The following is a 22,446-nucleotide window of genomic DNA, read 5'->3' on the forward strand; positions in this document are numbered from 1 at the left end:
GTGGGGCTTTGTGCCCAGCACTCCTGGGCTTTGCATGATTCTTTCTTGAGCCGCAGAAAGAGCCGCGGATAGACTGGAGGTTCATCTCATGACCTCCCCCCATCCGGACACACCCAGCCATACAGCTGCGCTCGACCGCGCACGCCGCAAAGCCTACTGGCATCTGCTGCCGCTGCTTTTTGTCAGCTACATGATCGCCTATGTTGACCGGCAGAACGTGGCGGTGGCGAAGCTGACCATGACGCGGGACCTGCCCGGCTTTGACAATGCCGTCATCGGTCTGGGGGCGGGTATTTTCTTCCTGGGTTACTTCCTTCTGGAAATCCCCGGCACATTGATGGTGGAGCGCTGGAGCGCGCGCAAGTGGATCTGCCGAATCATGATCACCTGGGGCGCCATGGCCGGGCTGACCGCTGCGGTGACGACCCCCTGGCAGTTTTACACAGTCCGGTTCTTTCTTGGGCTGGCCGAAGCCGGGTTTTTCCCAGGTGTGGTGGTGTATCTCACCCACTGGTTTCCCAGCCGCGACCGCGCACGTGCGCTGGCCACATTTCTCGTGGCCACACCGATGGCGCAGATTGTGAGCCCGAAGATTTCCAATGCGCTGCTGGAGATCGGATCAGACGCTGCGCACCCGCCCGTGCTTGGCATGGTGGGCTGGCAATGGGTGTATGTCTTCTGGGCGCTTCCTGCCGTTGTGCTTGGCACCCTGGTCTTCTTTTGGCTGGTGGACCGCCCAAAGCAGGCACGGTGGCTTACGGAGGAGGAAAGCACCGCCCTCGAAACGGAGCTGGAGCGGGAACGCGCGGAGACGCGCAAGGGCAAACGCATGACGGTGACCGAGGCTCTCCGCCATCCCAAGGTGCTGCTGCTGGCGCTGGTGTATTTCTGCACGGTCACCGGCAGCTATGGGATTGAGTTCTTCATGCCCAGCATTCTGAAATCCTGGTATGCGATGGACATGAACAAGCTCACCTGGCTCATCATGCTGCCGCCGGCCGTGGCCATGTGCGGGCAGCTTTTCATGGGGTGGAGTTCGGATCACTTCAAGGAGCGCCGCTGGCATGCCGTCCTGCCTATTGTCATGGGCTCTGCCGCGCTGGGGCTCATGCCTCATACGCAGGGAAATCTGGTCCTGACCATGGTCTGCCTGATGACTGCCTTTGCCGGCTTCAAAAGCTACATGCCCGCTTTTTGGGCGCTGCCCAGCATGTTTCTCACCGAGTCCGCAGCCGCAGGCAGCATCGGTCTGATCAATTCCATCGGAAATCTTGGCGGCTTCCTCGGCCCCAATGTGCTTGGGACCGTCGAAAAAATGACCGGCTCGTTTGTGGGCGGCTTGTACTACCTCTGCTGCTCAATGCTCGTGGCCGGCACCATCATCTTCAGCTCTGGCTTGGGCAAAAGCACGGCTTCGAAATGATCCCTTTGCCACCCTCATGAGACCCGGATCTCCCATCAAAAGCGACGCCCCGCTAGAGCGTGATATCGCCATCCACATTTTCAGCGCCTCGGCTGCGATGATCGGCGTTTGTCTCACGGTGATCAGCATCGTGCAGACCTTCACGCGTTCAAAGGAGGTGCAGACTCTGGTGGATGACGTTCTTGCGGTCAATGCCCTGGTCTTTCTATGCGCATGCCTGCTCTCCTACTGGGCGCTGCGCACACGCAGCACGCGGCGCATGCATCGGGTGGAATCAGCGGCGGACATTGTGTTCCTGTTTGGGCTGACCGGTACGGTCTGCGCGTGCGGCATGATTGTCTGGGCGGCTACCGTATGATCATGCCAGTCTCCGGCTTATTCCTCGTTTCTTTGATCTTTTTGCTCATCGCGGCACGTCCTTTGCATCATTTTTCCTTTCCCTCATTCATATGAAAAAAGGCCTGTTCATCACCAAATCCACCACTCAGCTCATCGCCGAGTCCAACGACGATTCCCATGGCCTGAAAAGAGTGCTTTCGCGCTGGGCGCTGGTTTCCCTGGGCATTGGAGCGGTGATCGGCACGGGCATCTTTGTCCTCACCGGACATGCAGCTGCCGACCACGCCGGGCCTGCGGTGGCCCTGTCCTACATCTTTTCGGGGATAGGCTGTCTCTTTGCCGGTCTGTGCTACGCGGAATATGCGGCGGCCATTCCTATCGCGGGCAGCGCCTACACCTACTCATACGCGACGCTTGGGGAGCTGGTGGCCTGGCTCATTGGCTGGGATCTCATTCTCGAATACATGTTTGCCGCCGCCACTGTGGCCGTAGGCTGGTCCAAGTACTTCCTCCCATTCATGCGGGATTTCTTTCATGTGAACCTGCCAGAGCAGTGGTGCCGCGCGCCGCTGGACTACATCGACGGTCACATCGTGCACACCTCCAGTTATGTGAACATTCCCGCCATGCTCCTGGTCTGGGTCATCTCCTGGCTGCTGGTCGTCGGCATCAAGGAGTCCGCCAGCTTTAACAATGTGATGGTGGGAACCAAGGTGGTGATCATTCTCATGATCATCGGCCTCGGCTGGGGCTACATCCAGTCCTCCAACCTCACGCCGTTCGTTCCTGAAAACACCGGGGAGTTTGGCAAGTTTGGCTGGAGCGGTGTTCTCGCGGGCGCGGCCAAGATCTTCTTTGCCTACATCGGTTTTGATGCCGTCTCCACCGCAGCCCAGGAGACCAAAAATCCGCAGAAGGACATGTTCTGGGGCATGATTGGTTCGCTGGCCATCTGCGCGGTGCTGTTTGTGCTCGTGTCCATCGTACTCTGCGGCATGGTGAACTACAAGGAGCTGCACGTGGACGCCCCCGTGGTTTATGCGCTGGAAAAAGCTGCCGGAGACAGCCTGAAGTGGCTGCGCATGGCGGTGGAGATCGCCGTGCTCGCGGGGCTGAGTTCTGTGATCCTGGTGCTGCTCATGGGCCAGCCACGCGTGTTTTTCAGCATGGCCAAGGATGGCCTGCTGCCGCCCATGTTTGCCAAGGTGCATCCCAAATACGGAACTCCGCACGTCACCACCATCGTCTCCGGGCTGGTGTGCTCGGTCCTCGCGGGTTTTCTGCCGTTGAATCTGCTTGGGGAACTGGTGGCCATCGGCACGCTCATGGCCTTTGCCGTGGTGTGCGTGGGCATCATTGTGCTGCGCAAGACCAAGCCCGACATGCCGCGCCCCTACCGCACGCCGTGGGTCCCGGTGGTGCCTGTTCTCGGCACGCTCATTTGCCTGGGGCAGGCTTTTGCACTGCCCGGAGACACCTGGCTTCGCCTCTTCATCTGGATGGCCATTGGCCTGGTCATCTACTGCTTCTATGGCGTCAAGCACAGCAAACTGCGCCAGATGAACTGAGGTCAGTTCGAGGCCAGGGTTCCCGGTGTTCAGGCAGATTTTGCAAAGCGGTCTCGCAGTTGGATGAAAACTGGGGAATCCTGGCGGGGTTTATTGGTTACCTCTCATGTGCCCTGCTTCTGATGACTTCAAACATCGCCTTCAAAAGGATGCTGAAGATTTGGGGCAGACGCCAGTGGGGGCATCGGCAAACAACAAGGCAGCTCAAAGAGTCGCCCTAGCAGTGGGGCAGGACGTGCAACTCTCTGGAAAACTGCGGCTTCCTGCGCTTCCTGCGGTGAAGCCTCTGCCCAAAATCCAGCGCACTGTCCCTGTGCCTGAAATGGGAACTCCTGCGGATAGCTGGCGGGTGCGCTGGGACAAGTGGGGCGGACGCTCGCTGGCTCTGAGCCTTTTCATCCATGGACTGATCCTCGGCTCTGCGGCACTGGTCGTGGTGCATCATGTCACCGACAGGCAGATGGACTTCATCCCCGGCGGCGGCTCGGTGCAGGGCGCTCAGGCAGCAGAGGCACTGCAGTACAAGATCCAACAAAAGAAAAACCCCTGGCTAAAACAAGCGATGCCGAACCGCAGGCTGGCGGTGGCGGACAGAATCAAGGACGTCATGGTGATGACGGAGCCCCCGGACATGCTCGACTTTTCCCCGGCAGCCAAGCCGATGAGCGGCGGGGCTATGAGCGGGGGATTGGGCCTTGCAGGAGCCACTGGCGGCTTCGGCAGCGGGAAGGGGTTGGGAGCGCGGGGAGGCACAGTCTTCGCACCCCTTTTTGGTCTGACCATCAAAGCGCAAAAACTGGCCGTGGTTCTCGATGTTTCCTCATCCATGATGCCACATCTGGAGCGCGTCGTCACGGAGGTGGACAAGGTGGCAAAAGGCAGCGTTGTCATGCTGTACTTTGGCTGTGGGCTGGAGCCGCCGCTAAAGCCGCTGGTGGGAACGAAGATTTTCCGAACCTCGGCAGTCGAGTTTGAGAAGTTCTGGCGCATGGGCGGGGCCACCTTCATGGAGACGGCGCAGTACAAGATCGACACCCGGAAGCCCATTCCGCTCAAGGAGCTTTTCCTTAAGCTTTCCCGCCGGCCACAGACCTATTTCATCCACAATGTGGGCGTGGGCTACACGTGGCTGGCTCTGTTGAGCGACGAGGTGCGCAACGCCGACGGTCTCTATTGGTTCTCCGATTTTCAGGACGCCGTGGACCCTGGGCAGATCTCCGTTGTGCTCGACAACCTGAAACGCCGGAAACAGCGTCTTTACATTCATGCCTCAGGCAAAGGCGGGTCCTTTGACACGATCAGGGAGAAGCTTGTCATTCCCACTGAGGGCGATTCCTACATCGATCAGTGACACGCTTGTCTTTATCATCTGACTGGCACAAACCGAACGATGTTGCGGTGATACACCTCGCACTCCTTCTTGTGCATCCAGATGCTGAACCAGAAGAGCAGCATGCCGAAAGCCAGCACAAAGAAAAGCAGCAGACGGCCTTTGGGGGTGCGTGTCGCTGCCAAGGCCGCCAGGCTGGCCAGTGACATCATATAGTACGGCCAGGACCAGTCCTTGCGCCGCTGGGTCTGCTCCTGGATCAGTGGCGCAAAGTCTGGTGAGCGTGTGGCAAGGATGCGCGGCGTTGCTTTGGCGCGCAGGTCATTGTACGGCCACACACTGGTGCAGGAAATGCAGATGAACGCCAGCGCCAGCATGCGGCACTTTGCCTCTCCGAACATGAAAGACACGATCAAGAATGTCAGCCCGATCCCCAGCCCGTACAAGGGCAGGGGCTCCAGCAGCAGGTGCAGGTACTCGGGGTCGCAGATGCTCTGCCAGAGAGTGGTGAGTTCGCGCCACATTGATGCGGCATGCTGAATGCTGTAGGCCCTCTGGGCAAGGCGGTATTAAGCACTGATTTGATCTGGGGGATTGACTGGGCTTTGCCTTTTTTGCAAAATTATTTCTAAAATAAACAGTTAAACTATGGAGATCCGATCACTGTTTTTGACCCTGAGCCTGGGCTCATTGCTTTCAGCCGCTGAGCCTGTGCGGCCTGCGGTGTCCCCTCTGGCTAGTGCTCCGGCAGAGGTTTTGCAGTATTACAACAACGTGAACTTCATCTCATGCTTCAGCACTCCGGAGGAGCGCAAGCTGGTCGGCTACATGATCCGCACGCGCGCGGTGGATCATCTGCCCAAGCGTCTTCAGACTGTGGCGCTGACGGTGCAGTCCGTACGCAAAGCCTCGGTGTCTGTCGATGAAGCCATGGTAGTGCGGCCTGCGGCGAATGATGACCTCTGCCCGACGGAAGAACTGACCGAAGTGGCAGCTACGTATCGGGACGAAAAGGTCATACGTGTGGAGGTGCATCTCCGCAGCCTCTCCAAAGAGGCCAGATCCTGGCTGGTGACCCAGTATGAAAAAGTCGCTCAGCATCCGACTGCAGACCTCGACACCTTCATGCGCAGCACGCTCAGCCAGACCGTCCGCAAAGAAACCCATACCTGGCATCAGGTGAACGGCCGCTGGGTGCGCAGGGAGGCTGGTGTGGTGCTGCTGAAGGCCAAGTAAGCGGGAACTGCGGCTCGTTCCTGCCTGTTGCGAGCCATGTCTTCCAGAGCGAGCTAAAGCTCGCGAGTGCTTTTTAAAACAGCTCCGACTGACCGGTATTCGGCGGGATGAGTCCCAGCTTGCGGTAGGCGGCAGGCATGGCGACACGGCCGCGAGGGGTGCGTTTGAGATAGCCCTGCATCACGAGGTAGGGCTCGTGCACGTCTTCCAGCGTGCTGGTGTCTTCACCAACGGCGACAGCAACGCTGCCCATGCCCACGGGGCCGCCGTCAAATTTGCCGATGATGGCCTCCAGAATGCGGGTGTCCATCTCATCCAGGCCGGACTCATCGATGTCACGCATCGTCAGGGCCTGCTGTGCCACATCCTCAGTGACGATGTTTTGCGCCTTCACCTGGGCGAAGTCGCGCACCCAGCGGAGGAGGTGGTTGGCGATACGCGGTGTGCCACGCGAGCGTCGCGCAATTTCCATCGCGCCCGCAGGCTCGATGGACACGTTCATCAAACGCGCGGAACGGATGAGGATGTGCTGGATCTCCTCCGGCGTGTAATAGTCCAGCCGGTTCGGAATGCCAAAGCGAGAGCGCATGGGGGCGGTGAGCATGCCCGCACGGGTGGTTGCCCCCACCAGGGTGAAAGGTGGCAGGTCGATGCGGATGGTGCGTGCCTTCGGCCCCTGGTCGATGATGATGTCCAGCCTGTAGTCCTCGATGGCGGGGTAGAGGTATTCCTCGATGCTGGGATGCAGGCGGTGGATTTCGTCGATGAAGAGGATGTCCCTTTCCTGCAGATTGGTGAGAATGCCGGCGAGATCTCCCGCGCGGTCAATCTGCGGACCGCTGGTGGTGTGCAGCTTGGTGCCCACGGCGTTGGCGATGAGATTGGCCAGCGTGGTTTTTCCAAGCCCAGGAGGGCCGCAGAGCAGCACATGATCAAGAGACTCGCCACGCATTCTGGCAGCCTCAACCATGACCAGCAGTTGTTCTTTAACCTTGGTCTGGCCGTGGAACTCGGAGAAATCCGCCGGGCGCAGGGCGAGATCAAAGGGGGAGTCGGGGTCGTTGAGCGCGGGATTCACTGCCTACATAGGAGCGTGCGCGGCGCAGAGTGCAAGATGAGGCGCACGGCTCTTCGTGCAGATGTGCGCAAATCTTGGCAGCGGGGTAAAGACCATTCACTCCCGCCGGATGGAATCGGTGAGGCGGCCGCGAACGGCGGTGGCGACGGCGATGGCGCAGACCACGAGGCCGAAGGCGAGGACGGCGACGATGAGCTCAACGAGGAAGCCCAGAGGCAGCCCGCTTCCACGCTCAATCAACTGTGGCAGCACGGCCAGTGCTGCGGTGAGCACTCCGAGGAAGACGCCCAGCACCAGAAGCACGCTGTGCTCTCCCATGATCATGCTCCGCAGCACTCCGGCTCGGAAGCCCAGCGCCTGCATGAGGCCCAGCTCACCGCGCCGCTCCAGCACATGCCGGGCAATGAGCACGCCGATGCCGGCTGTGCCCAGCAGCACGCCTAGGCCACCCAGCACGGTGAAGATGCCGATGTAGGTGTTTTGCACGCTCAGAAACAGCTCCAGCCGCTGCTGAGTGGGCTCCAGAGCGAGGCCGCGCTGCTCAAGCTGGCGTGTGAGATGCTCGGCGAGCTCGGCAGACCGCTCTGGCTTGGCGTCGATCAAAAAGAAGCGGTAGCCTGCGGCATCCGGATATTTCGACAGATAGTCCTTCTCGCTGATGACCATTTTGCCCTGCAGGATCGAGCCGGCCAGCAAGCCGACGATCTTCACCTGGAAGGTGTTTCCAGAGCTGTCCTGATAGTCCATCATGTCTCCCAGACCTTTGCCGAGGCCCCACATGGCGGTAGCCTGGTCCACGATGGCAGGAATGCAGGCTTGTTCATTGAGCATGTCCCATGCACCTGCGGTAAACGCGAAGGTTCCGGCGAGTTTGGCTGGGTCTGCGGCCACGAGCACGGGCTTCTGGGCACGGTTGAGGTTCAGGCAGCTGGCGTCATCTCCTTCACGTACACGGAAGGGCACCACCCGTGCCTGCGGCATGAGCTTTTCATCCAGACCAAAGGCATCCCAGCCCGCTTTCGCGTTCAGGTCTTCATACACCGGCAGCGATGATTCTCCGACAAGCGCAAAGCCACCAGTGCCTGAGTGACGCTCGGTGGGGTCTCCCGCGCTCATGCGGAAAGCATTGACCGCCACCACCAGAAAGATGCCGCCTGCCATCATGCCGATCACCGAAAGGCTGCGAGAAGGTCGGCGCGAAATATTGCGCAGGCCGATCTGCCGGAGCGAGCGTGCCATGGTGCCGCTGTCCCGGCGCATCCAGCCACGCAGCAAAAGAAGACCTGAGATCATCATCAGCATGCCGGAGCCGAAGAACATGCCAGCGACAGCTTCCGGGTTCTTCATCACAAATCCGGCAGGCAGCAGAGCCATGGCCACAACCGCAAAAATCAGCGTCATTTTGCCGCCATGCTTCTTTTGCAAAGGAGCCAGGTCATCGCTCCAGGAACCGGTCAGCAGATCACGCGCCTGGACTTTGAAGAGCCTACGGCTGGCCCACCCCAGGGTGAGCAGCACCACGGCCAGCGTGCCCAGCGCCGCACTGCATACGGTGCCCAGGCTGGCGCTGAACACCAGAGGCAGCCCCTGAGTAGCTCCGGTCCAGATAGCCGAAAGGCCATGCAGCGCCGTTTGCGTGTACAGCATGCCGCCAAACACGCCCAGGCCGATGCCCGCCGTGGCGACGACTCCAGCCTCCAGCAGCCACGCACGCCGCACCATGCCGCGTGTCCAGCCGACGGCCAGCAGCAGGCCGATCTGCGAGGATCGACGCTCCAGCGTGAAGAGAAAGAGCAAGGCTGCAAAGACGAGGGCAGCCGCGATCAAAAACATGCTCAGACCGATGAAGAGGCCGCCGAAGTCCACACTGCCCTTGGCGGCGCTGCCTGCCGCCTGTTTGAAATTTTGCGGCACCAGACCGACGTCCGCAAGCTTCAGGCGCAGCGCGAGCGCATTGCTTTTGGCCTCCATGGTCTGGCCTTCATTCGGCAGGCGGATCGCGGTGAGATTGCCAAACCGGTTGGCCCAAAGCTTCTGGCCTGCCGCCAGCGAGATGAACCCTTTCGGTGTGCCTTTAAACTCATCCCAGTAGGCTTCGTCCTTGTCGCGGATCGCTTTCATGTCCATCGGGATGCCGGGCTCCCAGTCGCGGCAGTTGTCCACATCTGAGACCCCGGGGAATTCCGGTGTCCATGCCTTGGTGACCTTGGGGGCATCCATGGGCAGGATCGCGGCCACTTTGAATTTTGCCGACTGCTGCTTGAGATCCCTCCCCAGGCCTACCGCGAAATATTTGAGTTCCAGCTCGTCGCCGACCGCCAGTTTCTGGTCATCCGCAAGCCATTGGGTGATGGTGATTTCATCATCCTTGCCCTGTCCTGTGGCCGTCACCATGGAGTAGGGGGTGGCGCCCTGCTTCGAAGTGATGCCATTCACCAGGTAGGTCAGCACACCGTAGGCACCTTTGAAGTCGATGAGCTTCTCGGCAAGGCTTCGCTCCATGAAGACGCGGCTGGTGCTGATCTCCCATTCCTTCTTTGCGCCTTCGATGCGTTTGAGACGCAGGGAGAAATCTTCGAGCGTGCGGTTTTGCTCCAGATGCGCCCGCAATGAGGTGAACTCCGGGTGCAGCAGCGCATTGATCCGCCCGTCCATTTCAAGCTGGTTCTGCAGATCGGCAAGATTCACAAACACTGAATCCGGGGCCACTTGGGAGGCAATGAGCTGAAAGGTGCCAAAGTCTTCGGCGCTGACCACCGCGGCGACGGTGCGCCTCAGGGAGATGTCCTGATTGGTGCTGCCGGAGAGCGGTGCGTCGCGCGAGATGGCGCTGGGGCGCTCCAGCCGCACGAGGATGGTGTCACCCACTTTCACGCCCAGCTTGCGTGCCAGCGGCTCGTTGACGGCCACGGATGATTTGTCAAAGGCGATGCTTTTTGAGCTCGTGCTGAGCTTCCAGAAAGCAGCATCCACGCCCAGCACCTGGGCGCCGTTTACACGCACCTTTCCGCCTGCGGCGCTTGCCGCACCTGTGGCGATAATTACAGGGGCCGAGTGGGTTTTGCGCGCCAGGTTTTCAGTGAACCAGTGGTCGCCGCCCAGGACGCCGCCCTCCACCTTGCCCAGGCGCATGGCCGCCACACGCTCCAAGCTGGCGCGCACAGAGTCTCCCACCAGCATGGAGCCGGTCAGGATCGTGCCGGCAAGGAAGGTGCCAAAGAGCAGGCCCAGATGACCACGCCAGTAGTGGCGCGCAGACTGGAGGACGTAATCCGTGAGTTTCATTGCAGGGTGCCTTCGTGAATCGTCAGCACACGGCCCATTCGGTCTGCCTGTGCACGATGGTGTGTGACCATGATCAGGGTGACCCCGCTGCTCTTCTGCAGCTGGAGCAGCAGGTCGGTCAGAGCCTCGGCGCTGTTTTCATCCAGGGCGCCGGTCGGTTCATCGGCCAGGATGAGCCGCGGCTGGTTGATCAAGGCACGCACAAAGGCCACGCGCTGGCGCTCGCCACCCGAAAGCTGTGCCGGCTTCCAGTTCATGCGGTCCTTGAGGCCCACCTGCTCCAGAAGTGACTCAGCACGCTGCAGGGCGTCTGCCGGAGCCGACTTCAGTGCGAGCGTGGGCAGAAGAACGTTTTCCACCACGGAGCACTGCGGCATTAGGTGATGCAGCTGGAAGATGAAGCCGATGTTCTGGCTGCGCACTGCGGCAAGCTGCTGCGCCGTCAGGCTGGCCAATGAATCACCGTCAAACAGGATGTCACCCGAGTCTGGCAGGTCGAGTGTGCCGAGAATGTTCAGCAGGGTGCTTTTGCCGCACCCCGAGGGGCCTACAATTGCCACAGACTCGCCAGCATCTATGCTGAGATTGATGCCGCGCAGCACCGGCACCTGTGCTCCGCTGCCTGGGTCGGTGTAGGATTTGGAAACGTTGGTTAGCTGGATGAGTGGCATGGTGTGAGCGTAAACAAACAGGTGGCGGTTGAACAGCAGGAAAATGTGGCGTCAACGACGCCGGGATTGTCATTCGAGTTTCATCATTTGAAACGCTGCAGACCGTTCACTCTGCAGGAATAATTCGCCAGCGCTTCGCCTTGAACTCATGCCGCGGCAGGCTGTCGGGCTCGGCGAGCCGTACCGAAATGCGCAGTGAAAAAGTGTCCTTGAGCTTGGCCTCCAGGCGTTTGATCAACGGTTTGGCCGCATTGCCGGAAATTTCGACCACGAGCTCGATCTCGTCCATGGCGTCCACTTTGCGCTGCTCGACCATGTACTCGACCACTTCGGGAAACTGCCGCACGACGGCCTCGACTGCGCTGGGGTAAATGTTCACGCCACGCACCACGACCATGTCGTCCACGCGGCTGAGGATGCCGCCTTCGAGCATCAGCCGGCCGCGATGGGTTTTCTTCTTCACCCAGTCTCCCGTGCGGTAGCGCAGCAGGGGGCAGGCGGTGCGGTCCAGTGTGGAAAGGATCAGCTCGCCGTGCTGGCCGTCCTCCACTTCCACGCCGGTTTTCGGATCGACGATTTCAGCCAGATAGGATTCCTCCATCACCACGAGGTCCCGTGGCATGTCTTCTGTCTCATAGCTGACCGGTCCGACTTCGGTCATGCCATGATGATCAAACACCCGGGCCTGCCATAGCTCCTCAAGCCGCTTGCGCACCTCGGGCACGCTGCCACCTGTTTCACCTGCGACGATGATTTTGTTGATCCGCAGGCTCGTGCGGTCCACCCCGGAAAGCGAGCCGATCAGCTCCCCCAGACGCAGTGCATAGGTGGGCGTGCAGCATAGTACGGTGGCGCCATAGCGCGCCATGGCCTCCAGCCGGGCCTGGCTGGACATGCCACCCGTAGGGATGATGAGGTAATCCTTGGCCGCCGCCTCATAGGCCGTCCAAAAGCCAAGAAAGGGACCAAATGAAAAGGCGAAGAAAATGCGGTCGCGCCCTTTGACCAGACCTGCCGCATCAAACACGCGTTGCCAGCATTTGAGCATGGCATCCCAGCTCTCAGGTGTGTCCACCCAGGCCATCGGTACTCCGGTGCTGGTGCCGCTGGTCTGGCAAAACCGTGTGTACTGGCTGATGGCCCGCGTCAGGTTGGTGCCAAATGGCGGGTGAGCAACGCGGTCTGCCTGGATGTCAGCCTTCGTCGTGAAGGGCACTTGTGCGATGAAATCGTCCACCCGGTTGAGCCGGCTCACCTTCAGCTCCCATTCACGGATTTTTTTGCCGTAAAAGCTGTCCGTCGTGGCGAGGTTGAGCACGATGGAGCGCAGCTTGCGCCACTGGTTGGAACGCAAACGAACCCGGTCAATCAATGGTGGGCCATCGGACATGACCCCAGACATGGCGAGGCATGGGACGGGGTCAAGCAGTGGGGTGGATTGAGAAAATGACGGATCCAAAATAACGCAGGGTGGAAAAATCCGAATGTCCAGCTGAATTCGCACATTCGGGTTTCGCCACCCATACGCAATGGATTCAAAGTGTGGGTGTCAGCACCACAGAGAGGGCTAAAGTTTTCGCACCTCGATGCGCTGCATCAGCAGGTGCTCCTGGCCGGGCTGCACGGTCACCACATCCTCTCCCGCATTGGCGGCTTCGATGCAGAGAAACTCCGGGTAGGCCTCATCTGGGAGATCTGCGAGGCGCTTGGATTTTTCGATCCATGGATTCCACACCACGGTGGCCAGGCTGCCGGCTTTTTCGATGACCAGTTCACGCTTCCACAGCGGATCATGCACGATGACGGTGGCATCAGAGACATACATGCGGTCCACTTCCTGATCGATGGCGATGGTGCCGTGCTGCGGACGTTTGTCAGGGGACAGGCGGCCTTCCACATACTGGGTGCCGTGCAGGCCGTGGATGCTGACTTTGCGTACATCCTCCACATTCAGGTAGGTATGCAGGGCTCCGGTCATGCTCCAGGCAGTGGTGCCGGTGTTGGCAGCCTGCAGAGTGACCTGCAGAGTGGCGCCCATGTGGACGTGCAGCCGTGTGGAGAAGGCCTGCGGCCAGAAAGCTTTTGTAGCGGCAGAGTCTGAAAGCTTGAGCACAATCTCCACTGCCGTTTCAGTCTCGCGGGCTGCATCAACCTCCCACAGCATCTGACGCACAAAGCCATGCGCCGGCTTGCTGCTGTCTGCCGGGTGCGGGCCGAACCAGGGCCAGCAGACCGGGATGCCGCCGCGGATGGGCTTTCCCACTTCCATCACCGCCTCGGCGCTCATGTAAAGCACTGGATCATGCCCCTCGGGAATCCAGTCCGTCACATGCGCTCCGTTGAGTGCGATGCGGCCCGTCGCCGAAGCATGTTCAATGATGAGGATGGGGTAGCCTGCGGGGTCTTCGGCAAGGGTGACGGAGGGTGGGAGAGTCATGGAGACCCACTCATAACTTGAAGCTCGCTGGCAGCAACTCCGCCGTTGTAAGCATCACCGGTTTTCCATCTCTCATGAACCAGATGGGCGTCTCCGCCCCTGAAAACTCAGCGATCACCTGCCGGCAGGCCCCGCAGGGAGGGAACTCCTGTCCCAGCGCGACCACCGCCAGCTGAGCGATCTTCATGCCCGGGCCCTCCTCAGCCACGGCATGAAAGATGGTGCTGCGCTCCGCACAAATGGTCAGGCCGTAGCTTGCATTCTCCACGTTGCAGCCTGTGAACAGGTTTCCTTTCGCAGTCAGCAGCGCACAGCCGACCTGGAAGTGCGAATAGGGGGCGTAAGCTTTCGCGGCAGCGGCGGTGGCTGATTCCAGGAGTGCGGAGGCTACAGTCATCATTTCTTCTTGTTCTTATTCGGCTCTGCGGCAGGTGCCGGTGCAGCAGATTGCGGCCCATCTTTGATCAGACCTGCGCGGCTGAGCTTTTCCTTGGCCGCGTCCGCCTTGAGCCCGCCCGTGGGCAGGTCAAAACCGAGGGTGTCGCCGTTTGGGGTGAACCCGTTGCCGTCGGCATCGACATAGATGGGGTTGTTGTAAGCGCAGGGGCGCACCTTGGCGTAGTCGCTGGTGCCGTAGCAGGTTTTTTGGTCGCCGTCTTCATCGATGGCTACGACAATGAGATGCGCATCGTGCTGCAGAGGCACATGGATTTTTTCATCAAACTTCACCACGCCGTTCTTGAACATCTGGGGGTGGGTGGCGCGGGTGAAATTGAGCTTGGGGTCCGGGCGGCTGTTCACCAGCACCTGCACGCGGTCGATGTCCATCCAGTCGGTGCACTGCACGCGCACCTTGAGGTCGATGCCGCCGGTGGAACGGTCATCGTCTCCGGCGATCTTGCCGTTCTGCGTGGTCACTTCCAGAAAGGGACCGGTGCTGAGCACCAGGTGTCCGGCCTTGGCATGCGGGGAGAGTTCCGACCAGTCGATCTTGGCGGGCTCATCAGAGCTGCTGGGCAGGTAGCAGCGCCAGCAGCCGACGCCATTGCCATAGACCGAGTGCGCATCTGCCACGCCCACGGCGGTGACGCGAAGGCCCTGGTTCAGCAGCTGGCGCCACACAAACTCACGCACTGCTGAGACCTTCATGGCCAGCGAACCTTTGGGCCGGCTCAGAGTGAAAGGGGACTCGGCCAGGATTTCGGTGCCTGCGCCGTTCTGAGATTCGGCACCGTCGATCATGCTGCCCACGCCCACAAAACCGCCGTCCTGAATGCCGTCGCTGTCGCGGTCGATGAACATGTTGGAGAGGTCTGGATGGTTGAACTGGATCCAGCGGTCCGCACGCTCCGTCTGCCAGCGGCGCAGGGTCAGCACGGTGATGCGCGGATCGTCATTCCATTCGGGAGCGCCACCGTTCTGCTTGAGCGGCTCGGGCTCAAACGGGAAGGCATTGACGTGCTGCCGGCTGCCGGTCAGCTCGATGCCCTTGACTGTCTTGACGTGGTTCTCCAGCCCCAGTGCCTTGATCGTTGGCTCCCAGTCATAGAAGCGGTTGTGCTCGGTGGTGGGGGTGAATTCCAGATTCTCCGCCGCGATGTTGATCAGGCGTCCGTCGGTGTCGCACACGTTGTCACCGCTGGGGGTGCTGTGGTTGTGGAAGTCGGCGCTGATCCAGCCCTTGGTGTCCACGATACGATTGAGCGTGCCTTTGAAGACGGCTTCCTTTCCGGCTTCGAGTGTGATCTCCTTTTTCAGGTGGGCGTACTCAGGGCCGCGGACTACCACGACGTGATATTTGCCCGGGGGCAGCTGCTGGGTGAAATGGCCGTTCTCGCTCATGTATTGGTCCACACAGCCGTGTGCGCGCCACTTGGGGCCGAGATCGAGCTTTGGCGCGCCCTCGTCCAGCGGGGCAAAGTGGGCCTTGCAGGGAATGGGCTTGCCGGCTTCATCGGTGATCTCAAATCGAATGCGCGAGGCGCCGGACATGGTCACCTTGGGCGCGGCGGTCGTTCCTTCGGCCACGGTCAGGGAGATTTTGGCGTCCGTGCGGCCCAGGTCCACGACCTGCAGCTCGGCCGGTCCCTGCGGGAGTTTGAGGCTGTATTTGCCATCGGCATCCGGATAGGCGGGAATGCCTTTGTCACCTTCGGGCACGACGATCTTGGCTGTGCTCACGCCTTTGCCGCTGCCGTCGGCGATCGTGCCGCTCACCGTGCCAAGTTTGTCACCTTTGACGGAGCGAAACTCGCCCACCGCTTGCGCTGGCGAGGTGCCGATGGCGAAGAAGCGTGAGATGACCACTTCCTGCTTTGGGGCCAGGCTCAGGTTGTCCTCCACTTTGTCAGCGCCCTTTATTTCGAGGTTGCCGACAGCGTAGCCGCATTTGTGGGCCGGATTGATGGCGTCTGCCCAGGAGATGCCGTCCGTGGTCTTTCCGGTGGAGTCAAAGCGGGTGAAGTCAGACTTGGTGAAAACGACCTGAGGCTTGTCGGTTTCGTTGCGCAGGGTGGTGGTGATGTAGATGCCCTGCACGCCGTCCTTCACGCGGTATTCATGACGCTTGTACACGCCGCCATTTTTTGCTGCGGTGGTCACAGACTCCACGGCGGCCTCGCTTTTTTCTTTGGAGCTGGCTATCTTTACATAGCTCACATGGCCGTGGCCGCAGGGGCCATAGACGACGAGCTGGTCGTTGTTCGCGCCGCGCAGGGTCAGATCATACAGGCAGCCGGGAGTGACGCCGTCCTCGCCGTAAAAGGTGCTCATGTTGGCCCGGCGATTCGGCGAATTTTGCGAAATCACCGCCTCCACCTTGTCGCTGCGCAGCACGAAGTCGCCCAGGATGCCGTCTGCCTCCTTGCCCTTGGGCAGTTCGGTTTCGCGGCCGAGCGCGGCTTCAAAGACTTCAGCGGCAGGCAGTGATGAGCCTGCCATGAGGAGGGAGAGCAGAAGGGCTGACTTCATGAGTTGGAAAATGAGAGCTGTAACCAACGCCGCACGGAGTCACATCTTGTGAATGGAAACAAATTAGTTATTCTCGTGCGTGCCCGGCTCTTCAAAACGTCTCCTCTGGCTCGATCTTTTCCGTGGTCTGGCCGTGCTGGGCATGGTGTGGACGCACTCGGCCAACACCTTTCTCGAGGCAGGCCTGCAGAAAACGGCGTGGTATCGGGAGATGAGCTACTACCACGGGCTCATCGCGCCCGCCTTCTTCTGGATCGCGGGCTATGTGCGGGCGCACATCACTGCCGGAGCCCCCAAGCCAGCGCTGCCTGCCCTCAGGCGTCTGCTGATGGTGCTGCTCATCGGGTATCTGATGTATGTGCCGTGGAATGATCTTTTTCATGCGCAGGCATGGCGCGCCGCCTGCACGGTCAATGTGCTGCACTGTCTGGCCATCAGCGGCATGCTCATGCTGCTGGCCGAGCGCTTTGGCCGTTGGAGGCCGGTGGCAGCGGCTTTCTTGCTGCTCTTCTTTGTCGGCCTGCAAACATCCGCCGAGCACTGGCACACGGGGCTGCTGGTCATAGACCAATACCTCAACCGCAGCCAGGGCTCGCTCTTCGCGCTGTTTCCCTGGGTGGGCTTTGGGCTGGCAGGGTTTCTGACGCGCAGCCTCTGGAGTGGCAGGCCGGACCGCCATGCGGTGCTTGTGTTTGCTATGGGGGCGCTGCTGGCTTTTGCGCAGCCATGGTCTCCCTGGCCGGGCGGAGCACCGGAGTTCTTTCTGGAGCGCCTGGGCTGGGTGCTGATGGCCGCCGTGGTGGTGGCCTGCGTGGCAGAGTGCGTCGGTCCGGCCACCGGGTGGCTGCACCTCGCGGGACGGGAATCCCTGACTCTCTACGTGGTGCATCTGCTGCTCATTCATGCCGTGCCGCTGCCCAGGCAGCCGCTGCAGTTTTTGATTGGGCCCACGCAGCCTATGTCGGTGGTGTTTGGCATCTTCGTCCTGCTCTTTGTGCTCTCGCTGGCGGCAGGGTGGGGGAATGAGCGGCGTAAGATGCGTGCAAAAAGCAGCCGCGCCTGACAGCACCCGCCACGAGCTCGGCAAGAGCCGTGCGGTTTCAGCCGTAGATGAATCATTCCCCATGATTCAAAGCCGCTACGTCATCTCATTGTTTCTGCTCACCACCCCGCTCGCCGCCGAGGTGGCGAAGGTGCATCCGGCGCAGGCAATGGGACTTTTAAAGACGCAGTGCCTGGGCTGCCACAATGCCGACAAAAAGAAGGGCGGTCTCTCTCTGGAGACGCGCGACCTGGCTCTGAAGGGCGGCGAAAACGGGGCCTCCATGATCTCAGGGGATGCCGACCACAGCGCGCTGATCAAAGCGCTCAGCGACCCCGGCGATGCCCACATGCCGCCGAAGAAGCAGCTTCCGGAAAAGCAGATCAACCTGCTCAAGGCCTGGGTGAATGCAGGCGCACCGTGGGATGATGCGGCGCTGAAGCAGTTTGGCGAACTCACGCCTGCGGACAAGCTGGCCGCGCTGCCTGCCGGGCACACGCCCTCGGCGGCCATCGCCCTTAGTCCTGATGGCAAACGGCTGGCCGTGGGCCGTGGCAATCAGGTGCTGATCCGTGATGTCTCGGCGCAGGCTGCTCCGGTGGTCACTACTTTGGCAGGGCACAAGGACGTGGTGCAGTCGCTGGCTTGGAATGCAGACGGCAGCCTGCTGGCAGCGGGCGGGTATCGCAGCGTGCTGGTTTGGAATGCGGCGGACTGGAAGGTGGCTCACACACTGGCCGCTCCGCTGGAGGGGCGTGTGACGGGACTCGTCTTCGTGCCGGACAAGACCACGCTCATTTTGGCAGACGGGGCCATGAGCCAGAAGGGCATCCTGCACCGCTGGAAGCTTGGCGAGTCCAAGCCTGCACAGACGGTGGAGGCGCATTCAGACAACATTCTGAGCCTTGCGCTGAGCCGAGATGGCAAGCAGGTCGCCACAGGCGGCGCGGACAATCTGGCCAAGGTGTGGGATGCCGCCACTCTGAAGGAGACGGCCAAGATCGAGGGGCATGTGGGTCACATTGTGGCGGTCGCTTTCAATGCGGACGGCAAGTGGCTGGCCACCGGCAGCGCGGACAAAGACCTGAAAGTCTGGGACATCGCCAGCAAGGAGATGATCATGCTGCTGGGGGACAAAACCACGCCGGTGAATGCGCTGCTGTGGTCGCCTGACTCCACCAGCCTGACCTACTTCAATGACAATGGCCATGTGCATGGTGTGACCGAGCTGAAGGCACATGACGGTGTGCGTCTTGCCTTCAACTCCGGCACAGACAAACGCCTCGGCGCTCTCGATGGCGTGCCGAATGCCGCCGTGAGCGCCGCTGACGGCAAGAATGTGTATGCCGCCACGGATGGTGGAGAGGTTTACCAGATCGATGAAAAGCAGAAGATCATCAAGCTGGATGGTCCTGCAGCCGTGCCCGCCGCGCCCAATCCCCAAGCGCTCTCGTTTACGCAGGACATCCTGCCCGTGCTCAGCAAGGCCGGGTGCAATCTCGGCAGCTGCCATGCCAAATCTTCAGGGCAGGCAGGGTTCAAGCTCTCCATCTTTGCCTTTGATCCCAAGGGGGACTACATGGAGCTGGTGAAGGACTCCCGCGGACGCCGGGTATTTCCCGCACAGCCGGAGGACAGCCTGCTGCTGCAAAAGGCCGTGGTGCGTGTGCAGCACGAGGGCGGTCAGCGTTTTGAGCCGGACTCCGACTCCGCAAAGACCATCGCAGAATGGATACGGCAGGGCATGCCGTACGAGACCCCCAACCAGCCCGCGCTGACGGGCATTGACGTTTCACCGGCGGAGAAGACTTACCGCAAAAACGAAGCTGGCAGCCTGAAGGTTACTGCGAAATACAGCAACGGCACCACGCGTGATGTCACTGGTCTGACAGATTACATCTCCTCAGAAAAGTCCATCGCCACGGTGGATGAGGAGGGTCACATGAAGACCACAAATGAAAGCGGCGAGACCGTCATTGTGGCGCGCTATATGGGGCAGGTGGCCATCTCCCGCGTGGCGGTGCCTGCGGACAAGCTGCTGCCTCCGGAGCGCTACGCCGGGCTGACCGTGCGCAACGAGATCGACAAGCTCGTGTATGCACGCCTGCAAAAGCTCGGCCACCTGCCCAGCGACACCTGCAGCGATGCGGAGTTCCTGCGCCGCAGCACGCTGGATGCCATCGGCATGCTGCCCACGGTGGAGGAGTCGCGCGCCTTTGCCGCGAACAAGGACCCGAAAAAGCACGAGCAGTGGGTGGATGCACTTTTGCAGCGCCCGGAGTGGGCAGACCACTGGGCCATCAAATGGGGAGACCTCATCCGTCCCAATCCCTCCCGCGTGGGTGTGAAGCCCGTGTATCTGCTGGACCAATGGCTGCGCCAGAGCTTCCGCGAAAACAAGCCCTGGAACCAGCTGGTGCGCGAACTGCTCACCGCGCAGGGCAACACGCATCACAACGGCCCCGTGGCCGTCTGGCGCGACAAACGCGAGCCCGTGGACGCCGCCACCTTTGTGGGGCAGATATTCCTCGGTGTACGCCTTGAGTGCGCCAAATGCCACCACCACCCGACGGAGAAGTGGGACATGACCGATTATTATCAGATGGCTGCGTTCTTCACTCAGATGAAGCGCAAGGGGCAGGGGATCTCCGCGCCGATCAGCGGTGAGCCCGAGCAGATGTGGTTCGCACCTGGCAGTGCGGGCATCGAGCATCCCGTCACCAAAGCCACGCTGAAGCCGCGCCCGCCTGCGGACAAGGAGATCGCCATTCCCGAGACCACGGATCCACGCGCCGCGCTGGCCGACTGGATGACCAATCCGCATAACCCCTACTTTGCGCCTGCCATCGTGAACCGCGTGTGGTCCAGCTTCATGGGGCGCGGCATCGTTGATCCCGTGGACGACTTCCGCGCCTCCAACCCGCCCACCAATGCGGCGCTGCTGGACTGGCTGGCGCAGGATTTTGTAAAGCATGGCTACGATTTGAAGCACCTGATGCGCACCATCATGCTATCCCAGGTTTACCGTCTCAGCAGCATGCCGAACGAGACGAATGTTGCTGATCTGAAAAACTACAGCCGCAGCTACCGCCGTCGCCTGCCCGCTGAGACTCTACTCGATGCCGTGTGCACCGTCACCGAGGTGCGCGAGACTTTCTCCGGCATGCCTTCGGACACCCTGGCCAAGCAAACTTGGAATCACAAGCTTGAAAGCCAGTTCATGGATGCCTTTGGCCGCCCAAACGCGAGCTCTGAATGCCCTTGTGAGCGCGACGCCAAGCCCAGCGTGGTGCAGGCCCTGCATCTTATGAACTCCACCAAGCTTCAGGACATGCTCGTCAGCGCCAAAGGCCGCGCTGCGCGCCTGGCCAAGAGTGATCTCAAGCCCGCGCAGATCGTGGAGGAGCTCTACCTCGCCAGCTACTCACGCCTGCCCACCCCTGAAGAGGCCGCCATTGCTGGCAAGGCCGTGGATGTCGGAACCGCCAGCCGCCAGGCCGCCATCGAGGACGTGATGTGGAGCCTGCTGAACTCGGCGGAGTTCGTTTTTAATCACTGAAGCCGATACTTTTGTTCGCTTTCGCAAGAACTGTTTGGGAGTGGCGTAATTTCCACATCTGACACCCAACACGAATGTCTCGATTCACACACAACTGCGCCGGTCACATGCGGCGTGACTTTCTGAAACTTGGCCTCACCGCCGCAGGTGGTGGGCTGGGATTTACAGATATGCTGCGTGCACGTGCCATGGCGGCGCAGGCTCCGCAGCCGTCGCTGTCGCGCCCTGTAAACTGCATTCTGGTGTGGCTGGATGGCGGCCCTTCGCATTACGAGATGTTTGACCCCAAGCCGAACGCACCGAGCGAGATCCGTGGTGAACTGGGCACCATCCGCACCAGCGTGCCGGGCGTGCATTTCTCCGAGAGCGTCCCGCATCTGGCCAAAGCGGCTGACAAATTCACCGTGCTGCGCAGTGTGACGCACAAAGACCCGAACCACGGCGGCGGAAATCACTACATGATGACGGGCGCCCCCACGCCTGTGCCCGTGGGCTGTGGTGCGTTTGTCACCTTTCATCCTTCCTTCGGCAGTGTGGTCAGCTACAAGCGCGGCGTGAAAAACGGCCTGCCTGCCTACATGACCCTGCCCAGCATCACCCGCAGCGGTGGCCCCAATTTCCTCGGTGCGGAGCATGCGCCTTTCGTCGCCGGTGGCGATCCCAACGCGAAGGGCTTCAAGGTGCGTGATGTGGTGCTGCCCTCTGACATCAGTGATGCACGCGGCCTGGCTCGTCGTGAGCTGCGCCACTCCCTGGACCGAATGAAGCGCCTGAACAGCGCCCTTGCGGAAGATCCGGCGGTGAGTTTTGACACCTTCTACGGTCAGGCAGTCGATCTGATCGCCTCGAAGCCGGCCCAGGAGGCGTTTGACATCTCTATGGAGGACGATAAAACGCGTGATCTCTACGGCCGTAACGATCTGGGGCAGCGCATGCTCCTGGCACGGCGTCTCGTGGAAGTTGGCGTGCCTTTCGTCACCGTGAACTACGGCGGCTGGGACCACCACCGCGACGTTTTCAAGACCTGCAAAGGTGAGTTCATGCAAAAGTTTGACCAGGGACTCGCCGGGCTCATTACCGATCTTGACCGTCGTGGCCTGCTGGAAAGCACGCTGGTCGTTGCTCTGGGGGAATTTGGTCGCACGCCCAAGATCAACAAGGACTCCGGTCGCGATCATTGGCCTGGCGCCATGAACATCCTCTTCGCTGGTGCAGGAGTCCCGCGCGGCGGCATCGTAGGTGCCACCGACCCCAAGGGCTACTACGCCAGTGATAACATCTACTCGCCGGAAGATTTTGCTGTCACGCTTTACACCAAGCTCGGAATTGATCCGCATCAGGTGCTTCACGCTGGCAGTGGTCGCCCAGTGCAGCTGATCAATGGCGGCCGCCCCATCCGTGAGCTTTTTGCGTGATGCGGCGGAAAACGAAGAACGAAAAACATCGGGTGACGAATGGCTGGCATGTTCTGGCATTCGTCACTCTTTGCTCCTCACCTTTGGCGGCTG

16 protein-coding genes are annotated in these 22,446 nt (G+C 60.7%); 8 read left to right on the forward strand and 8 right to left on the reverse strand.

The genetic code is table 11. The features are described from left to right. Positions 1–88 precede the first annotated feature (88 nt). The 4 genes from ACFQDI_RS18590 (at position 89) to ACFQDI_RS18605 (ending at position 4,681) form a co-directional block, all read left to right on the forward strand. Complete coding sequence (locus ACFQDI_RS18590) at positions 89–1,423, forward strand: MFS transporter (RefSeq protein WP_377169594.1); 1,335 nt, start codon at positions 89–91, stop codon at positions 1,421–1,423. Between the two features lie 16 nt (positions 1,424–1,439). Next, positions 1,440–1,781 carry a hypothetical protein gene (locus ACFQDI_RS18595; protein ID WP_377169596.1) on the forward strand — a complete coding sequence of 114 codons (342 nt, stop codon included), beginning with the start codon at positions 1,440–1,442 and terminating at the stop codon, positions 1,779–1,781. 91 nt (positions 1,782–1,872) lie between these two features. Continuing rightward, complete coding sequence (locus tag ACFQDI_RS18600; protein WP_377169598.1) at positions 1,873–3,330, forward strand: APC family permease; 1,458 nt, start codon at positions 1,873–1,875, stop codon at positions 3,328–3,330. 277 nt (positions 3,331–3,607) lie between these two features. Then, the gene (locus ACFQDI_RS18605) at positions 3,608–4,681 is read left to right on the forward strand and encodes a hypothetical protein (protein ID WP_377169600.1); all 1,074 of its coding nucleotides are present in this window, start codon (positions 3,608–3,610) and stop codon (positions 4,679–4,681) included. 14 nt (positions 4,682–4,695) lie between these two features. Here ACFQDI_RS18605 and ACFQDI_RS18610 read toward each other — a convergent pair whose 3' ends face one another. Then, the gene (locus tag ACFQDI_RS18610; protein ID WP_377169602.1) at positions 4,696–5,184 is read right to left on the reverse strand and encodes a hypothetical protein; all 489 of its coding nucleotides are present in this window, start codon (positions 5,182–5,184) and stop codon (positions 4,696–4,698) included. A 124-nt stretch (positions 5,185–5,308) separates the two neighbouring features. Between ACFQDI_RS18610 and ACFQDI_RS18615 the strand changes: the two genes are divergently transcribed. After that, positions 5,309–5,896: a hypothetical protein gene (locus ACFQDI_RS18615; protein ID WP_377169605.1), complete on the forward strand. Its 588-nt coding sequence runs from the start codon at positions 5,309–5,311 to the stop codon at positions 5,894–5,896. A gap of 73 nt (positions 5,897–5,969) precedes the next feature. Here the strand turns inward: ACFQDI_RS18615 and ruvB are convergent, their stop codons facing one another. From ruvB to ACFQDI_RS18650, 7 genes are all read right to left on the reverse strand, one after another. Next, complete coding sequence (gene ruvB, locus ACFQDI_RS18620; RefSeq protein ID WP_377169607.1) at positions 5,970–6,974, reverse strand: Holliday junction branch migration DNA helicase RuvB; 1,005 nt, start codon at positions 6,972–6,974, stop codon at positions 5,970–5,972. A 96-nt stretch (positions 6,975–7,070) separates the two neighbouring features. Then, positions 7,071–10,259 (reverse strand): FtsX-like permease family protein, encoded by a 3,189-nt coding sequence (locus ACFQDI_RS18625; protein ID WP_377169609.1) that lies wholly within the window; start codon positions 10,257–10,259, stop codon positions 7,071–7,073. Continuing rightward, complete coding sequence (locus ACFQDI_RS18630; RefSeq protein WP_377169611.1) at positions 10,256–10,930, reverse strand: ABC transporter ATP-binding protein; 675 nt, start codon at positions 10,928–10,930, stop codon at positions 10,256–10,258. Before ACFQDI_RS18630 ends, ACFQDI_RS18625 begins: the two co-directional genes overlap by 4 nt. A 106-nt stretch (positions 10,931–11,036) precedes the next feature. After that, a complete protein-coding gene (locus tag ACFQDI_RS18635) occupies positions 11,037–12,320 on the reverse strand; it encodes a phenylacetate--CoA ligase family protein (protein ID WP_377169613.1) in 1,284 nt (427 codons plus the stop codon). Positions 12,321–12,497: 177 nt separating this feature from the next. Next, positions 12,498–13,367: a D-hexose-6-phosphate mutarotase gene (locus tag ACFQDI_RS18640; protein ID WP_377169615.1), complete on the reverse strand. Its 870-nt coding sequence runs from the start codon at positions 13,365–13,367 to the stop codon at positions 12,498–12,500. Between the two features lie 10 nt (positions 13,368–13,377). After that, entirely contained in the window at positions 13,378–13,767 is a 390-nt protein-coding gene (gene cdd / locus ACFQDI_RS18645; RefSeq protein ID WP_377169617.1) for a cytidine deaminase, read from the reverse strand. Further along, positions 13,764–16,337 carry a CehA/McbA family metallohydrolase gene (locus ACFQDI_RS18650; protein ID WP_377169619.1) on the reverse strand — a complete coding sequence of 858 codons (2,574 nt, stop codon included), beginning with the start codon at positions 16,335–16,337 and terminating at the stop codon, positions 13,764–13,766. Before ACFQDI_RS18650 ends, cdd begins: the two co-directional genes overlap by 4 nt. Before the next feature lie 79 nt (positions 16,338–16,416). Here ACFQDI_RS18650 and ACFQDI_RS18655 point away from each other — a divergent pair, with 79 nt between their 5' ends. The 3 genes from ACFQDI_RS18655 to ACFQDI_RS18665 all read left to right on the forward strand — a co-directional run bounded on the left by ACFQDI_RS18655 (position 16,417) and on the right by ACFQDI_RS18665 (position 22,353). After that, entirely contained in the window at positions 16,417–17,400 is a 984-nt protein-coding gene (locus ACFQDI_RS18655; RefSeq protein ID WP_377169621.1) for a heparan-alpha-glucosaminide N-acetyltransferase domain-containing protein, read from the forward strand. A gap of 61 nt (positions 17,401–17,461) precedes the next feature. Beyond that, positions 17,462–20,938, forward strand: a complete 3,477-nt coding sequence (locus tag ACFQDI_RS18660; protein WP_377169623.1) for a DUF1553 domain-containing protein — start codon at positions 17,462–17,464, stop codon at positions 20,936–20,938. 74 nt (positions 20,939–21,012) lie between these two features. Then, positions 21,013–22,353 carry a DUF1501 domain-containing protein gene (locus ACFQDI_RS18665; protein WP_377169625.1) on the forward strand — a complete coding sequence of 447 codons (1,341 nt, stop codon included), beginning with the start codon at positions 21,013–21,015 and terminating at the stop codon, positions 22,351–22,353. Positions 22,354–22,446 lie beyond the last annotated feature (93 nt).

The organism is Prosthecobacter fluviatilis, from assembly GCF_042655725.1.
Classification (GTDB): domain Bacteria; phylum Verrucomicrobiota; class Verrucomicrobiia; order Verrucomicrobiales; family Verrucomicrobiaceae; genus Prosthecobacter; species Prosthecobacter fluviatilis.

Coding starts and splice junctions, on each gene's coding strand:
- ACFQDI_RS18590 (WP_377169594.1), top strand. CDS start 89: ATGACCTCCCCCCATCCGGACACACCCAGCCATACAGCTGCGCTCGAC.
- ACFQDI_RS18595 (WP_377169596.1), top strand. CDS start 1,440: ATGAGACCCGGATCTCCCATCAAAAGCGACGCCCCGCTAGAGCGTGAT.
- ACFQDI_RS18600 (WP_377169598.1), top strand. CDS start 1,873: ATGAAAAAAGGCCTGTTCATCACCAAATCCACCACTCAGCTCATCGCC.
- ACFQDI_RS18610 (WP_377169602.1), bottom strand. CDS start 5,184: ATGTGGCGCGAACTCACCACTCTCTGGCAGAGCATCTGCGACCCCGAG.
- ACFQDI_RS18615 (WP_377169605.1), top strand. CDS start 5,309: ATGGAGATCCGATCACTGTTTTTGACCCTGAGCCTGGGCTCATTGCTT.
- ACFQDI_RS18625 (WP_377169609.1), bottom strand. CDS start 10,259: ATGAAACTCACGGATTACGTCCTCCAGTCTGCGCGCCACTACTGGCGT.
- ACFQDI_RS18630 (WP_377169611.1), bottom strand. CDS start 10,930: ATGCCACTCATCCAGCTAACCAACGTTTCCAAATCCTACACCGACCCA.
- ACFQDI_RS18635 (WP_377169613.1), bottom strand. CDS start 12,320: ATGTCCGATGGCCCACCATTGATTGACCGGGTTCGTTTGCGTTCCAAC.
- ACFQDI_RS18640 (WP_377169615.1), bottom strand. CDS start 13,367: ATGACTCTCCCACCCTCCGTCACCCTTGCCGAAGACCCCGCAGGCTAC.
- cdd (WP_377169617.1), bottom strand. CDS start 13,767: ATGATGACTGTAGCCTCCGCACTCCTGGAATCAGCCACCGCCGCTGCC.
- ACFQDI_RS18650 (WP_377169619.1), bottom strand. CDS start 16,337: ATGAAGTCAGCCCTTCTGCTCTCCCTCCTCATGGCAGGCTCATCACTG.
- ACFQDI_RS18660 (WP_377169623.1), top strand. CDS start 17,462: ATGATTCAAAGCCGCTACGTCATCTCATTGTTTCTGCTCACCACCCCG.
- ACFQDI_RS18665 (WP_377169625.1), top strand. CDS start 21,013: ATGTCTCGATTCACACACAACTGCGCCGGTCACATGCGGCGTGACTTT.